This window comes from Pseudomonas lini (genome assembly GCF_030812475.1).
Lineage (GTDB): Bacteria > Pseudomonadota > Gammaproteobacteria > Pseudomonadales > Pseudomonadaceae > Aquipseudomonas > Aquipseudomonas lini_A.
The window spans coordinates 83,725-96,752 of record NZ_JAUSSR010000017.1 but is presented as its reverse complement, the minus strand read 5'-3'; the positions used below and the strand labels follow the sequence as shown (position 1 = coordinate 96,752).

Here is a 13,028-nt window from a genome sequence, read left to right as displayed (position 1 = left end):
CTGCGAACGTTTGCCGGTATGATAGTCGCCCCCGCAGTTTGGATTGCGAATACGCCATGACCTTGCAGTACCCAACTATCGCCGATTGCGTCGGCAACACTCCGCTGGTCCGTTTGCAGCGCCTGCCCGGTGCCACCAGCAACACCCTTTTGCTCAAGCTTGAAGGGAATAACCCGGCGGGTTCGGTCAAGGACCGTCCGGCGTTGTCGATGATCACCCGCGCCGAATTGCGCGGGCAGATCCATGTCGGCGATACGCTGATCGAGGCGACCTCGGGCAATACCGGGATCGCCCTGGCCATGGCCGCCGCGATCAAGGGCTACAAGATGATCCTGATCATGCCGGACAATTCCAGCGCCGAGCGCAAGGCGGCGATGACCGCCTATGGTGCCGAACTGATCCTGGTCACCCAGGAAGAAGGCATGGAAGGCGCGCGCGACCTCGCCCAGCGCATGGAAGCAGAAGGCCGCGGCAAAGTACTGGATCAGTTCGCCAACGGCGACAACCCCGAGGCGCACTACACCACCACCGGTCCGGAAATCTGGCGTCAGACCGAAGGCACCATCACGCATTTTGTCAGTTCGATGGGCACCACTGGCACCATCATGGGCGTTTCGCGCTACTTGAAAGAGCAGAACGACAACGTGCAGATCATTGGTCTGCAACCGATGGAAGGTTCGGCGATTCCAGGTATTCGTCGCTGGCCGCAGGAATACCTGCCGAAGATCTACCAGGCCGATCGCGTGGACCGGATCGTCGACATGGCGCAAAGCGAGGCCGAAGACGTGACCCGTCGTCTGGCCCGCGAAGAAGGCATCTTCTGTGGCGTGTCCTCGGGCGGTGCGGTGGCGGCGATGCTGCGCCTGTCCAAAGAAGTTGAAAACGCGGTGATCGTCGCGATCATCTGCGACCGTGGCGACCGATACCTGTCGACCGGCATTTTCGACGCGCCCCACTGATGGCCAGGCAAGAGAGAGGCCTGCGCTTCCAGCCCACCGGCGGCAGCAAGGCCCCGCAAATCCCGACCGGCAAAAAGCAGCGCCTGAGTATCGAGCGCCTGGCCAACGACGGCCGCGGCATCGCGTTTTTCGAAGGTCGCACCTGGTTCGTCCTCGGTGCATTGGCCGGTGAAGAAGTCGAAGCGCGGGTGCTGGGCGCCCACGGCAAAGTGGTCGAGGCGCGCACCGAGCGCGTGTTCCAGGCCAGCGAATTGCGTCGCCCGGCACCGTGCCCCCATGCCGGTCGCTGCGGCGGTTGCAGCGTGCAACATCTGCCGCACGATGAACAACTCGCCCTGAAACAACGCATGCTCGCCGAGCAATTATCGAAGGTCGCCGGTGTCGAACCCCAAGAGTGGGCAGCGCCGTTGAGCGGTCCGGAATTCGGTTACCGCCGTCGCGCCCGAGTGGCGGTGCGCTGGGACATGAAGGCGAAAAAACTCGAAGTCGGTTTTCGCGCGGCGGGCAGTCAGGACATCGTTGCAATCAACGAATGCCCGGTGCTGGTACAGCCATTGCAGCCAATCATGACCCGCTTGCCGGACATGCTCCGGCGCTTGAGCAAGCCTCAGGCGTTGGGTCATGTGGAATTGTTCAGCGGCTCGTCCCTGGCCGTCCTGTTGCGGCACATGGCGCCGCTGTCCGACGCCGACCTGACGATCCTCAAGGATTTCTGCGCCTTCCATGAAGCTCAATTGTGGTTGCACGGTGACGGCGAACCGCATCCGGTCGAGCCCGGTCAGTCCCTGGGCTATCGTTTGGAAACCTGGGATTTGAACCTGGCGTACCGGCCCGGAGATTTCATTCAGGTCAACGCCGGGGTCAACGAAGCGATGGTCGTCCAGGCGCTGGAATGGCTGCAGCCAAAGGCCGATGAGCGGGTGCTCGATCTGTTCTGCGGCCTGGGCAATTTTGCCTTGCCGCTGGCCAGGGCCGTTCGCGAAGTGGTGGCGGTCGAAGGTGTGCAGGCAATGGTCGAGCGGGCAGCCGCTAACGCCGCTAGCAACAATCTGCATAATACGAAGTTTTTTCAGGCCGATTTATCCCAGCCTTTGAACGATGCCGAATGGGCGCGCGAAGGCTTTTGTGCGGTACTCTTGGACCCACCCCGTGACGGCGCTTTCGAGGTCGTGCGCAAGCTCAAGTCGTTGGGCGCCGAACGGTTGGTGTATGTGTCATGCAACCCTGCAACCCTGGCGCGTGACACGGTCGAATTGATCAAGCAGGGCTACCGGTTAAAACGTGCCGGGATTCTCGATATGTTTCCTCAAACGGCACATGTCGAGGCCATGGCGTTATTTGAAGCGAGCTAGGAAGGCTCGTCTGGTCCGACTGACCCGCCCGTGCAGCCGCGCACCAGCCCGACGTGGGCTCATGGGCAGCGAAGGTCAGCGATTTTGACGCATTGAATCTGCGTCGTAGGGAAGGTAAGCAAGATGGTACAGGTGAGAGCACACCAGCCGATCAACACCGACGGCAGTATCAATCTCGAGGCTTGGCTCGATCATGCGGTCAGTGTCGATCTGGCACTGGATCGCGAAGCCTTGAAGGAAGCGTGCGAGTTCGCTCGCGCCTCTGAACAACAGGCCAATGCGGCGAAGAATCTCTGGTCCGAAGGGACCTCGAGTTTCCGCACGGGCCTTGAGATCGCCGAGATCCTCGCCGACCTCAAACTCGATCAGGATTCGTTGGTTGCCGCGGTCTTGTACCGCGGCGTGCGCGAAGGCCAGATCGAACTGCCGGCGGTCAGCCAGCGCTTCGGTCCGGTGGTCGCCAAACTCATCGACGGTGTGTTGCGCATGGCGGCCATCAGCGCCAGCCTCAGCCCCCGTCAATCCCTGGTGCTGGGGACCCAGGGCCAGGTGGAAAACCTGCGCAAGATGCTGGTGGCCATGGTCGACGACGTTCGCGTCGCGCTGATCAAGCTCGCCGAGCGCACCTGCGCGATCCGTGCGGTGAAAACCGCCGACGACGAGAAACGCAACCGTGTGGCCCGTGAAGTCTTCGACATCTATGCGCCCCTGGCTCACCGTCTCGGCATCGGTCACATCAAGTGGGAGCTGGAGGACTTGTCCTTCCGTTACCTCGAGCCCGATCAGTACAAGCAGATTGCCAAGCTGCTCCACGAGCGGCGCCTGGATCGCGAGCGCTTCATCGCCGATGTGATGAACCAGCTGAAAGTCGAATTGCAGGCCACCGGGGTCGATGCCGATATCAGCGGCCGGGCCAAGCACATCTATTCGATCTGGCGCAAAATGCAGCGCAAGGGTCTGGAATTCAGCCAGATCTACGACGTGCGCGCCGTTCGTGTCCTGGTGCCGGAAATGCGCGACTGCTACACCGCGCTCGGCATCGTCCACACATTGTGGCGGCACATCCCGAAGGAATTCGACGACTACATCGCCAACCCCAAGGAGAACGGCTACCGCTCGCTGCACACCGCGGTGATCGGGCCCGAGGGCAAGGTGCTGGAAGTGCAGATCCGCACCCACGCGATGCACGAAGAGGCGGAACTGGGCGTTTGCGCCCATTGGCGCTACAAGGGCACCGACGTCAAGTCCGGCTCCAACCACTACGAAGAGAAAATCTCCTGGCTGCGCCAGGTCCTCGAGTGGCATGAAGAACTGGGCGACATTGGCGGCCTGGCAGACCAGCTGCGGGTCGATATCGAACCGGACCGGGTCTACATCTTCACCCCGGACGGTCACGCCATCGATTTGCCGAAGGGCGCGACGCCACTGGACTTCGCCTACCGGGTGCACACCGAGATCGGTCACAACTGTCGCGGCGCGAAGATCAACGGACGGATCGTGCCACTCAACTACAGCCTGCAAACCGGTGAACAGGTCGAGATCATCACCAGCAAGCACGGCACGCCGAGTCGCGACTGGCTGAACCCGAACCTGGGCTACATCACCACCTCGCGGGCTCGGGCGAAGATCGTTCACTGGTTCAAATTGCAGGCGCGGGATCAGAACGTCGCAGCCGGCAAGACCTTGCTCGAGCGTGAGCTCAGCCGCCTGGGCCTGCCCGCGGTGGACTTCGACAAGCTGGCCGACAAGGCCAACATGAAGACGGCCGAGGACATGTACGCCGCGTTGGGGGCGGGGGATTTGCGCCTGGCGCAACTGGTCAACCTGGCCCAGCAGCTGGTGGAGCCGGAGCGCGGCAACGAACAGCTCGAACTCATCCCGCGCAAGGCCACCGGCTACAAACCGGGCAAGCGCGGCGATATCCAGATCCAGGGCGTCGGCAACCTGATGACGCAGATGGCCGGCTGCTGCCAGCCGCTGCCGGGGGATGCGATCGTCGGTTACATCACCGTGGGCCGCGGTGTGAGCATTCACCGTCAGGACTGCGCCTCGGTATTGCAATTGGCCGGGCGCGAGCCGGAGCGGATCATCCAGGTCAGCTGGGGCCCGGTGCCGGTGCTCACCTACCCGGTGGACATCATCATCCGCGCCTACGACCGGTCCGGGCTACTGCGTGACGTTTCGCAGGTGCTGCTCAACGAGCGGATCAACGTGCTGGCGGTCAACACCCGTTCGAACAAGGAAGACAACACTGCGTTGATGTCCCTGACCATCGAGATTCCGGGGCTGGATGCACTGGGGCGGTTACTGGGACGGATTTCCCAGTTGCCGAACATCATCGAGACCCGGCGTAACCGCACGCCGTGATTCAGCCGGTACCTGTAGGAGCGAGCTTGCTCGCGAAGAACCAGAAGGCGACGCGTTCATCCAGGCAACACGCGTCATCGTTAACGTCCATCGCGAGCAAGCTCGCTCCTACAGTGAGCGGAAAGAGACTGATTGATGTATTCACTTGAAGACTTGCTGCACCTGATGAACCGCCTGCGCGACCCGCAGTTCGGCTGCCCGTGGGACATCAGGCAAACCTACGCCACCATCGTCCCGCACACCCTCGAAGAAGCTTATGAAGTCGCCGACGCCATCGAGCGCGGTGATTTCGATCACTTGCAGGGCGAGTTGGGGGATTTGCTGTTCCAGGTGGTTTATTACAGCCAGCTGGCCCGGGAAGAAGGGCGCTTCGAATTCGCGGGTGTGGTCGACAGCATCACCCGCAAGTTGATCCGCCGCCATCCTCACGTGTTTCCCACCGGCGATCTGTACGCGCCGCTGGATGTTCCGCGCCTGAGTGAAGAACAGGTCAAGCAGCGCTGGGAAGAGATCAAGGCTGAAGAACGGGCGGAGAAATCCTCGGCACCGGAACAACTGTCCTTGCTCGACGACGTACCCGCAGCATTGCCGGCATTGTCCCGCTCGGCGAAATTGCAAAAGCGTGCAGGGCAGGTCGGTTTCGACTGGCCTGACGCCTTGCCGGTGCTCGACAAAGTGCGCGAAGAGCTGGATGAAGTGCTTGAAGCCATGGCCGACAATGACCCGGTAGCGGTTGCCGATGAGGTCGGGGATCTGCTGTTTTCCGTGGTCAATCTGGCGCGTCATCTCAAGGTCGACCCGGAAACTGCCTTGCGCGGTGCCAACAGCAAGTTCGAAAGGCGCTTCCGATTTATCGAACAGGCATTGCGCGACACCCACCGTCCCATGGAAGATTGCACCCTCGAAGAGTTGGACGCCTTGTGGGGCGAAGCCAAACGTCTGGAAAAGAATATGCCCAGCTGCGGTTGAGCAGTTGCCTAAGTGAGAAATAAGCACCATGAGCATTTCCCTTCGCGACCAGTTGCTTAAAGCAGGGCTGGTCAACCAGAAGCAGGCCAAGCAGGTCGGCAAAGATAAACAGAAGCAGCAACGCCTGGCCCACAAAGGCCAGATCGAACTGGATGATTCGCAGCAGCGGGCCGCCCAGGAAGCCATGGCCGAGAAGGTCAAGCGCGACCAGGAGCTGAACCGTCAGCAGCAGGAAAAGGCCGAAGCAAAAGCCCGCGCCGCCCAGGTCAAGCAATTGATCGAGGTCTCGCGCCTGCCGAAGCTGACCACCGAGGATTACTACAACTTCGTCGACGACAAGAAGGTCAAGCGCCTTTGCGTCAACACGCTGATGCGCAACAAGCTCAGCAACGGTTCGCTGGCGATCGTGCACCATGCCGGCGGCTACGAAGTGATCCCGCGAGAGGCGGCCCTGAAGATTCAGGAGCGCGATCCGCAGCGTATCGTGCAGTTGAACGTTCATACCGAAGAAGTCGTTGCCGAGGACGATCCGTACGCGGCCTATCAGATCCCGGATGATCTGATGTGGTAAGCCGTTAAAGGCTGCAACAACGGTAAACCCCGCTGATGAGGTAATGCCGTTCTGTAGGAGCAAGCTTGCTCGCGATGGACTCGAGATCGCCGCGTTTAACCAGTAAGTACGCGTTATCGTTAACGACCATCGCGAGCAGGCTTGCTCCTACAGTTGCTTATGCTCCGCGCCTAGGCGGAAAGCAGTTCGCGCTGCTGCTCCTGTTTTTCCAGTTCGGCCTTGTAGCTGTGGGCGTCGGTCTCGGAATGAAACATCCCCACCAGCATGTCTTGTTGATGTACATCCCAGATCCGGATACCGGCGGCTATGCCTTCATGGGATTTATGTGAATCGTCGCGTTCAGTTACTTTTACAGTCATCTGCTAGCTCCAATCTCTGTTATCTGCAGCAAGGCGTGTGCAGGCCTTTGTTATATATTTTGGTAGCTTGCTAAGTAAACGACATAAATCGGCAAGGTATTTTTGTCAGATTTGCAAAAGTCCTGCAGCCCGCCAAACACGCGGCATTCGGTCGCAGGGCATTAAGTTTCATGACAAAAGCTTCATGTTGGCGACCCTGATAACCAAGGGCCACACACAGTCCTTGTGGGAGCGGGCTTGCTCGCGAAGAGGGCATCACATCCAACATGATTATCGACTGTGATGCCGCCTTCGCGAGCAAGCCCGCTCCCACAAGGACTGCGGTGTTGCCCATTTTTCAGACAAAAAAACGCCCCGAACCAGTCGGGGCGTTTTTGTGTGCGGCGCAGCGGTGGGGTATTACTTACCCGACCAGCGCTTCAGTACCAGCGTGGCATTGGTGCCACCGAAACCGAAGCTGTTGCTCATCACGGTGTCGATGGTGGCGTCTTCGCGAGTCTTGGTCAGGATCGGCATGTCTGCCACTTCCGGGTCCAGTTCGTCGATGTTGGCCGAACCTGCCATGAAGTTGCCTTCCATCATCAACATGCAGTAGATCGCTTCGTGAACGCCGGCGGCGCCCAGGGAGTGACCCGACAGGCTCTTGGTGGAGCTGATGGCTGGAGCCTTGTCGCCGAACACTTCACGCACACCTTTCATTTCCATGACGTCGCCGACCGGAGTCGAGGTGCCGTGGGTGTTCAGGTAGTCGATCGGAGCGTCAACGGTGGACATGGCCATCTGCATGCAGCGGATGGCGCCTTCGCCGCTTGGGGCGACCATGTCGTAGCCGTCGGAGGTCGCACCGTAGCCAACGATTTCGGCGTAGATCTTCGCGCCGCGGGCCAGAGCGTGTTCCAGCTCCTCGACCACGACCATGCCGCCACCGCCGGCGATGACGAAACCGTCACGCTTGGCGTCGTAGGCACGGGACGCTTTTTCCGGGGTTTCGTTGTACTGGCTGGACAGGGCGCCCATGGCGTCGAACAGGAACGATTGGCTCCAGTGTTCTTCTTCACCGCCGCCAGCGAACACGATGTCCTGCTTGCCCATCTGGATCTGTTCCATGGCGGTACCGATGCAGTGAGCACTGGTGGCACAGGCAGACGCGATGGAATAGTTCAGGCCCTTGATCTTGAACGGCGTGGCCAGGCAAGCGGAAACGGTGCTGCTCATGGTCCGCGTCACGCGGTATGGGCCGACGCGCTTCACGCCTTTCTCGCGCAGGATGTCCAGCGCTTCCATCTGGTTCAGCGTGGAAGCACCGCCGGAACCGGCAATCAGGCCGGTACGCGGGTTGGAGACTTGTTCATCGCTCAGACCGGAATCGGCGATGGCGTCTTTCATGGCCAGGTAGGCGTAAGCCGCCGCGTGGCCGACGAAGCGAAAGATCTTGCGATCGATCAGCTCTTCGAGGGGAAGGTCAATGGAGCCGGAAACCTGGCTACGCAGACCCATTTCGGCATATTCCGGGTTGAACCGGATGCCAGGGCGGCTTGCACGCAGGTTAGCGGAGACGGTCTCTTTGTCATTGCCCAGGCACGAAACGATGCCCAGACCAGTGATAACGACGCGGCGCATGCGGATAACCCTTAGAAGTTGTCAGTGGAGGTGAAAACGCCGACCCGGAGGCCTTCGGCGGTATAGATCTCGCGACCGTCGACAGTCACCGAACCATCGGCAATGGCCAGGTTCAGCTTGCCTTTGAGGACGCGCTTGATATGAATGTTATAGGTCACTTTCTTCGCGGTCGGCAGAACCTGACCAAAGAACTTCACTTCGCCCGAACCCAGGGCGCGGCCGCGGCCCGGCAGACCTTGCCAGCCAAGGAAGAAACCGACCAATTGCCACATGGCGTCGAGGCCCAGGCAGCCTGGCATCACCGGGTCGCCTTCAAAGTGACAGGCGAAAAACCACAGATCCGGAGTGATATCCAGCTCGGCGACCAATTCACCTTTGCCGTACTTGCCGCCTTCTTCGCTGATCAGGGTGATGCGATCGACCATCAGCATGTTCGGGGCGGGCAGTTGCGCGTTACCTGGGCCGAACAGCTCACCGCGACTGCAGCGCAGCAGGTCTTCCCGGGTAAAGGCGTTTTGTTTGGTCATGCGAGCTCCTCAATAGTCCCGTGCGGCAGGTGGGGCAAATCTTCCCGGCCGGTCGAAGCGTTCATGCCTCGAGTCGGCAGCCTACTCATAGACTATTGCGTTGTGGTGAAAGTCACAGCACCAAGGACACGAATGTACACTTGTGCACTGAAATTTTTATTCAAGCCCCTTTTCGGGCCCGTTCGGGTGCCTAAGACTGCCGCACTTTCGCCTTTCACGCCAGTCGCAGATAGCCGAAAGGCCTGCACTACCGCACCCATCGCTGCAGAATCTGCTGCAAATCGGTACGTTTGAAGGGCTTGGCCAGGTAATCGTTCATTCCCGCTGATAAACAGGCTTCCCGGTCACCCTGCAAGGCATTGGCGGTCAGGGCGATGATGGGCAAGCCCGCACAGCCGGGCAATTGGCGAATCTGTCGGGTCGCCTCGTAGCCATCGATGATCGGCAATCGGCAATCCATCAGGATCGCTTCGAAAATCAGACTCTCGGCACAGCGCACCGCTTGCGCGCCATCCGTCGCGACGCTGACAGTAAAGCCCAGGCTGCGCAACATTGCCTCGATAACGGTCTGATTGACCGGATTGTCCTCGACCAGCAGCACGTTGCGCCCGCCGCCATCACCCGTGCCGGCTGACGTCCGTGGGGTCAGTATCGGCAGCGTCTGTTTATAAAGCGCTAGCGGGATTTCCAGCGTGAACACCGAGCCGCGCCCTTCTTCGCTCTGGGCACGCAAGGTGCCGCCCATGCGCTCGGCCAAAGTGCGGGCGATGGGAAGGCCCAGCCCGGTGCCGCCATAGCGCCTTGAAATGGAACTGTCGGCCTGCTGAAAGGCATTGAACATCGATTCCAGGATTTCGTTGGAAATACCGATCCCGCTGTCCCGCACCGTACAGGTAAACCAGAGCAGTTCGTGATCCAGCGATTGCCATTGCGGCTCGATGGTGACGCGACCGCGCTCGGTGAACTTCAGGGCGTTACCGACCAGGTTGACCAGGATCTGTCGGATCCGCGTAGGGTCGCCCTGAACCTGCAGCACGCGCATGTTCTCGGGCGTCAGCAGTGCCAGCTCCAGCCCGCGTTGCGCCGCGCTGTGCGAGAACGCCTGGGCGCAACTGCCGATCAGGTCCGCGAGGTTGAACGGAATGTGCTCCAGCTCCAACTCCGAGCGCTCGATGCGCGAGAAGTCGAGAATATCGTTGATGACCTTGAGCAGGTGTTCGGTGGACTCCGACGCCAGTGCCGCATATTCGAGCTGTTCCTCGGTCAGCTCGGTGGTTTCCAGCAGTTGCAACATGCCCATTACGCCATTCATCGGGGTGCGCAGTTCATGGCTCATCATCGCGAGAAAGTCGGATTTGGCGTTGTTGGCCTTTTCCGCCTCTTCGCGGGTCTGGATCAACTGGGCCATCGCCTGGTGCTGTTCGCGGCTGGCTTGTTCGAGTCCGCTGGCGAGGTTGTTGATGTGTTGCGACAGTGCCCCGAGTTCAGTGTCGTCGACGATGGGCAGCGGGGTTTTGTAGTCGCCGTCCTGGATCGCCTTGACCGCATTGCCAATGTCGCGCAGCGGCTGCGACAGGCTACCCGCCAGGCGTCGGGCGATCAGAAAAGTAAACAGCAGGGCGAACAATGCCAGAATCCCGGCCTTGAACAGGATTTCCTGTTGGCGCTGGCTGAAGGCATCGTTGGACAGGCCGACAATGACCCGGCCCAGATAATCCTCGGTGGACAAGGTGCCAAGGGCTTTGCTGCCCTGGAAAAAGTCGTTGTGCAGCGCAATGCGTTGCAGTCGCACCGGGGCCTGGAAGACTTCGACCTGATGCGACCGGGTGTGGGTTTCGGACGGTTGTTCGACGTACACCAGAATCCGGTTGGCGCTGTCCTGAACTTCCAGGAAGCGCACATTGGGCGTGGCCAGCGTGGCCTTGAGCAAACTGTCGAGCACCTCGTTGTTGCCTGAAATCACCCCGTATTCAGTGGCCGGCGCCAGCTGGTTGGCAATCAACTGACCGGTGTGGTTGAGCTCCTGGCGCAGGTCCTGGATTCGCACGAAGGTGAAGAAACTGATCAACAGCAACGTCAGCAACAGAGCAGGGCCGAGGCTGATGATTTGCGTGCGGGTGCTGATGTCCCAGCGACGATGGAAAGTCATGGGGGGCTTTCTCCTGCGGCCAATTGCGCTGCGACAGAGGCTTCATCTATCTGTTCAATACCTAATGAACGAGCCACTTGCGGATTACACAAGACCTGGAAGCGTTGCGGGTAGTGCGCGCGTGGCCAGTCGGCCGGTGGCTGGTCGAGCAGCGTGTCAAGCGTCGACAGCCAGTCGCCCTGGTCGCTGTAGGTGCTGGCCAGGCTCCCGGCCTTGACGAACCCGGCATTGGGGCCGATCAGCGCCAGCTGTCGTGCGTAGCTGCTGAGCAACAGGTTTTTCGCGGTTTTGGCGTTGAACACATCGGGATCGTCGAGTCCCAGCAGCATGTCGCTGTTGTTCAACAAAGACTGCAGCGGGCGGCTGTCACTGGTGTTGTCCCAGCGCTTGGTGACGATTTCAAGGCCGAGCGGCGAGGCTGCCTGGCGCAGCTCCTCCAAGAGAAACTCACTCTGACTGTCGTAGAGCACGCCGATGCGTCGGGCCTGGGGTAGAAGAATACCGGTCAGGCGCAATTGCCGATCCAGCGGCGGGTCGCTCCACAGCAGGCTCAAGCGGGCGGGCAAGGTGGCACCCAGGCGTTGGCGCGCTTGCAGGCGGCTGATGCGCAATACCAGTGTCGCCGGGCCTTGGGCCTCTTGCAGGCGCCAGTCGAGACTCGGCAGGTCAAGCAGGATCAAACGGGTGCCGGCAGGCAGTTTGCCCGGTGCCGGCAGCCTGGGCAGTGCCTGGAAGCGCACATTGTCCGCAGGTCGCAACCCGCCCAGGGCCTGGGTGAAGGATTGCACCGCCGGGCTATCATGGGCGGCGGTCAACAGAATATCGGCGGCCCGGCTCGGCAGGCTGCACAGTAAACCACTGAGTGCCAGGCATAGTCCGGCCAGCAGGTGGCCAAGGGGTGATGGAGAGCCAGGCGACACGACACGTCCTTGATAGCGAACAGTTGGCGCGCATGTTAACCGAGCCGCTCGACTTTTCCAGTCACGATGGCGGCATTTTCCGTGGATTTATTGGTCTTCTTCAGACAAGTGCCGGTAATTGAGCCAGGGACTGGCCGCCACTGGACGGCTCCGTATAATGCCGACATCGCCACTGCTATGGATTAACGGATTGCATATGACTGAACAGCGCCCGATTGCGGTCCTGGGAGGCGGAAGTTTTGGTACCGCCGTGGCTAATTTGCTGGCCGAGAACGGGCATCAGGTGCGGCTGTGGATGCGTGACCCCGAGCAGGCCGAGGCCATTCGGGTCAACCGCGAAAACCCGCGCTACCTCAAAGGCATCAAGATTCTGCCAGCCGTGGAAGCGGTCACCGACCTGCAAGCCACCCTGGAAGCCTGCGACCTGAGTTTCGTGGCGCTGCCGTCCAGCGCGTTGCGCTCGGTGCTGGCACCCCATGCCGAACGTTTGCGCGGCAAATTGCTGGTGAGCCTGACCAAAGGCATAGAGGCTCACACCTTCAAGCTGATGAGCGAAATCCTCGAGGAGATCGCCCCGCAAGCGCGCATCGGTGTATTGTCGGGGCCGAACCTGGCCCGTGAAATCGCCGAACACGCCTTGACCGCCACGGTGGTCGCCAGCGAAGACGAAGACCTTTGCCAACAGGTCCAGGCCGCGCTGCACGGGCGCACCTTTCGTGTCTACGCCAGCGCCGACCGCTTCGGCGTGGAGTTGGGCGGGGCGCTGAAAAACGTCTACGCGATCATCGCCGGCATGGCGGTGGCGCTGGGCATGGGGGAAAACACCAAGAGCATGTTGATTACCCGGGCGCTGGCGGAAATGACCCGCTTCGCGGTGAATCAGGGCGCAAACCCCATGACGTTCCTCGGGCTGGCGGGCGTGGGTGATTTGATCGTCACCTGTTCCTCGCCGAAAAGCCGCAACTACCAGGTCGGGTTCGCTCTGGGCCAGGGGTTGAGCCTGGAAGATGCGGTGACCCGTCTGGGCGAGGTGGCCGAAGGCGTCAACACTCTGAAAGTGCTCAAGGCCAAGGCCCAGGAAGTTGGCGTGTATATGCCGCTGGTCGCCGGACTTCATGCCATCCTGTTCGAAGGGCGCACGCTGGAGCAGGTGATCGGTCTACTGATGCGTGCCGAGCCGAAAACCGACGTCGACTTTATTTCCACCAGTGGTTTCAACTGAGCACTCAATTGAC

Annotated in this window: 11 protein-coding genes; 6 read left to right on the top strand and 5 right to left on the bottom strand. The window is 60.6% G+C overall.

Features of this window, described 5'->3' with window-relative positions; all coding sequences use genetic code 11:
* The first annotated feature begins 56 nt into the window (after window positions 1–56).
* The 5 genes from cysM (at window position 57) to J2W17_RS27105 (ending at window position 6,218) form a co-directional block, all read left to right on the top strand.
* Window positions 57–959 carry a cysteine synthase CysM gene (gene cysM / locus J2W17_RS27125; RefSeq protein WP_307342044.1) on the top strand — a complete coding sequence of 301 codons (903 nt, stop codon included), beginning with the start codon at window positions 57–59 and terminating at the stop codon, window positions 957–959.
* Window positions 959–2,311 carry a 23S rRNA (uracil(1939)-C(5))-methyltransferase RlmD gene (gene rlmD, locus J2W17_RS27120; protein WP_307342041.1) on the top strand — a complete coding sequence of 451 codons (1,353 nt, stop codon included), beginning with the start codon at window positions 959–961 and terminating at the stop codon, window positions 2,309–2,311. Before cysM ends, rlmD begins: the two co-directional genes overlap by 1 nt.
* Before the next feature lie 123 nt (window positions 2,312–2,434).
* Complete coding sequence (gene relA, locus J2W17_RS27115; RefSeq protein ID WP_307342038.1) at window positions 2,435–4,678, top strand: GTP diphosphokinase; 2,244 nt, start codon at window positions 2,435–2,437, stop codon at window positions 4,676–4,678.
* Window positions 4,679–4,813: 135 nt separating this feature from the next.
* Window positions 4,814–5,647, top strand: a complete 834-nt coding sequence (gene mazG, locus J2W17_RS27110; protein ID WP_307342035.1) for a nucleoside triphosphate pyrophosphohydrolase — start codon at window positions 4,814–4,816, stop codon at window positions 5,645–5,647.
* A gap of 28 nt (window positions 5,648–5,675) precedes the next feature.
* Window positions 5,676–6,218 (top strand): DUF2058 domain-containing protein, encoded by a 543-nt coding sequence (locus J2W17_RS27105; protein WP_307342032.1) that lies wholly within the window; start codon window positions 5,676–5,678, stop codon window positions 6,216–6,218.
* Window positions 6,219–6,388: 170 nt separating this feature from the next.
* On the opposite strand, the gene J2W17_RS27100 is transcribed toward J2W17_RS27105, so the two are convergent.
* The 5 genes from J2W17_RS27100 to J2W17_RS27080 form a co-directional block, all read right to left on the bottom strand.
* Window positions 6,389–6,577 carry a hypothetical protein gene (locus J2W17_RS27100; RefSeq protein ID WP_307342029.1) on the bottom strand — a complete coding sequence of 63 codons (189 nt, stop codon included), beginning with the start codon at window positions 6,575–6,577 and terminating at the stop codon, window positions 6,389–6,391.
* Between the two features lie 399 nt (window positions 6,578–6,976).
* Window positions 6,977–8,197 carry a beta-ketoacyl-ACP synthase I gene (gene fabB, locus J2W17_RS27095; RefSeq protein WP_307342026.1) on the bottom strand — a complete coding sequence of 407 codons (1,221 nt, stop codon included), beginning with the start codon at window positions 8,195–8,197 and terminating at the stop codon, window positions 6,977–6,979.
* An 11-nt stretch (window positions 8,198–8,208) separates the two neighbouring features.
* A complete protein-coding gene (gene fabA / locus J2W17_RS27090) occupies window positions 8,209–8,724 on the bottom strand; it encodes a 3-hydroxyacyl-[acyl-carrier-protein] dehydratase FabA (protein WP_003179264.1) in 516 nt (171 codons plus the stop codon).
* Window positions 8,725–8,971: 247 nt separating this feature from the next.
* Window positions 8,972–10,873: an ATP-binding protein gene (locus J2W17_RS27085; protein ID WP_307342023.1), complete on the bottom strand. Its 1,902-nt coding sequence runs from the start codon at window positions 10,871–10,873 to the stop codon at window positions 8,972–8,974.
* Entirely contained in the window at window positions 10,870–11,793 is a 924-nt protein-coding gene (locus tag J2W17_RS27080; RefSeq protein ID WP_307342020.1) for an ABC transporter substrate-binding protein, read from the bottom strand. Before J2W17_RS27080 ends, J2W17_RS27085 begins: the two co-directional genes overlap by 4 nt.
* A gap of 196 nt (window positions 11,794–11,989) precedes the next feature.
* Here J2W17_RS27080 and J2W17_RS27075 point away from each other — a divergent pair, with 196 nt between their 5' ends.
* Window positions 11,990–13,015 (top strand): NAD(P)H-dependent glycerol-3-phosphate dehydrogenase, encoded by a 1,026-nt coding sequence (locus tag J2W17_RS27075; protein WP_307342017.1) that lies wholly within the window; start codon window positions 11,990–11,992, stop codon window positions 13,013–13,015.
* Window positions 13,016–13,028: the final 13 nt, after the last annotated feature.

What these genes read in the sequence shown, in the direction of transcription:
- cysM (WP_307342044.1), top strand. Translation starts at nt 57, where the DNA reads ATGACCTTGCAGTACCCAACTATCGCCGATTGCGTCGGCAACACTCCG.
- rlmD (WP_307342041.1), top strand. Translation starts at nt 959, where the DNA reads ATGGCCAGGCAAGAGAGAGGCCTGCGCTTCCAGCCCACCGGCGGCAGC.
- relA (WP_307342038.1), top strand. Translation starts at nt 2,435, where the DNA reads ATGGTACAGGTGAGAGCACACCAGCCGATCAACACCGACGGCAGTATC.
- mazG (WP_307342035.1), top strand. Translation starts at nt 4,814, where the DNA reads ATGTATTCACTTGAAGACTTGCTGCACCTGATGAACCGCCTGCGCGAC.
- J2W17_RS27105 (WP_307342032.1), top strand. Translation starts at nt 5,676, where the DNA reads ATGAGCATTTCCCTTCGCGACCAGTTGCTTAAAGCAGGGCTGGTCAAC.
- J2W17_RS27100 (WP_307342029.1), bottom strand. Translation starts at nt 6,577, where the DNA reads ATGACTGTAAAAGTAACTGAACGCGACGATTCACATAAATCCCATGAA.
- fabB (WP_307342026.1), bottom strand. Translation starts at nt 8,197, where the DNA reads ATGCGCCGCGTCGTTATCACTGGTCTGGGCATCGTTTCGTGCCTGGGC.
- fabA (WP_003179264.1), bottom strand. Translation starts at nt 8,724, where the DNA reads ATGACCAAACAAAACGCCTTTACCCGGGAAGACCTGCTGCGCTGCAGT.
- J2W17_RS27085 (WP_307342023.1), bottom strand. Translation starts at nt 10,873, where the DNA reads ATGACTTTCCATCGTCGCTGGGACATCAGCACCCGCACGCAAATCATC.
- J2W17_RS27075 (WP_307342017.1), top strand. Translation starts at nt 11,990, where the DNA reads ATGACTGAACAGCGCCCGATTGCGGTCCTGGGAGGCGGAAGTTTTGGT.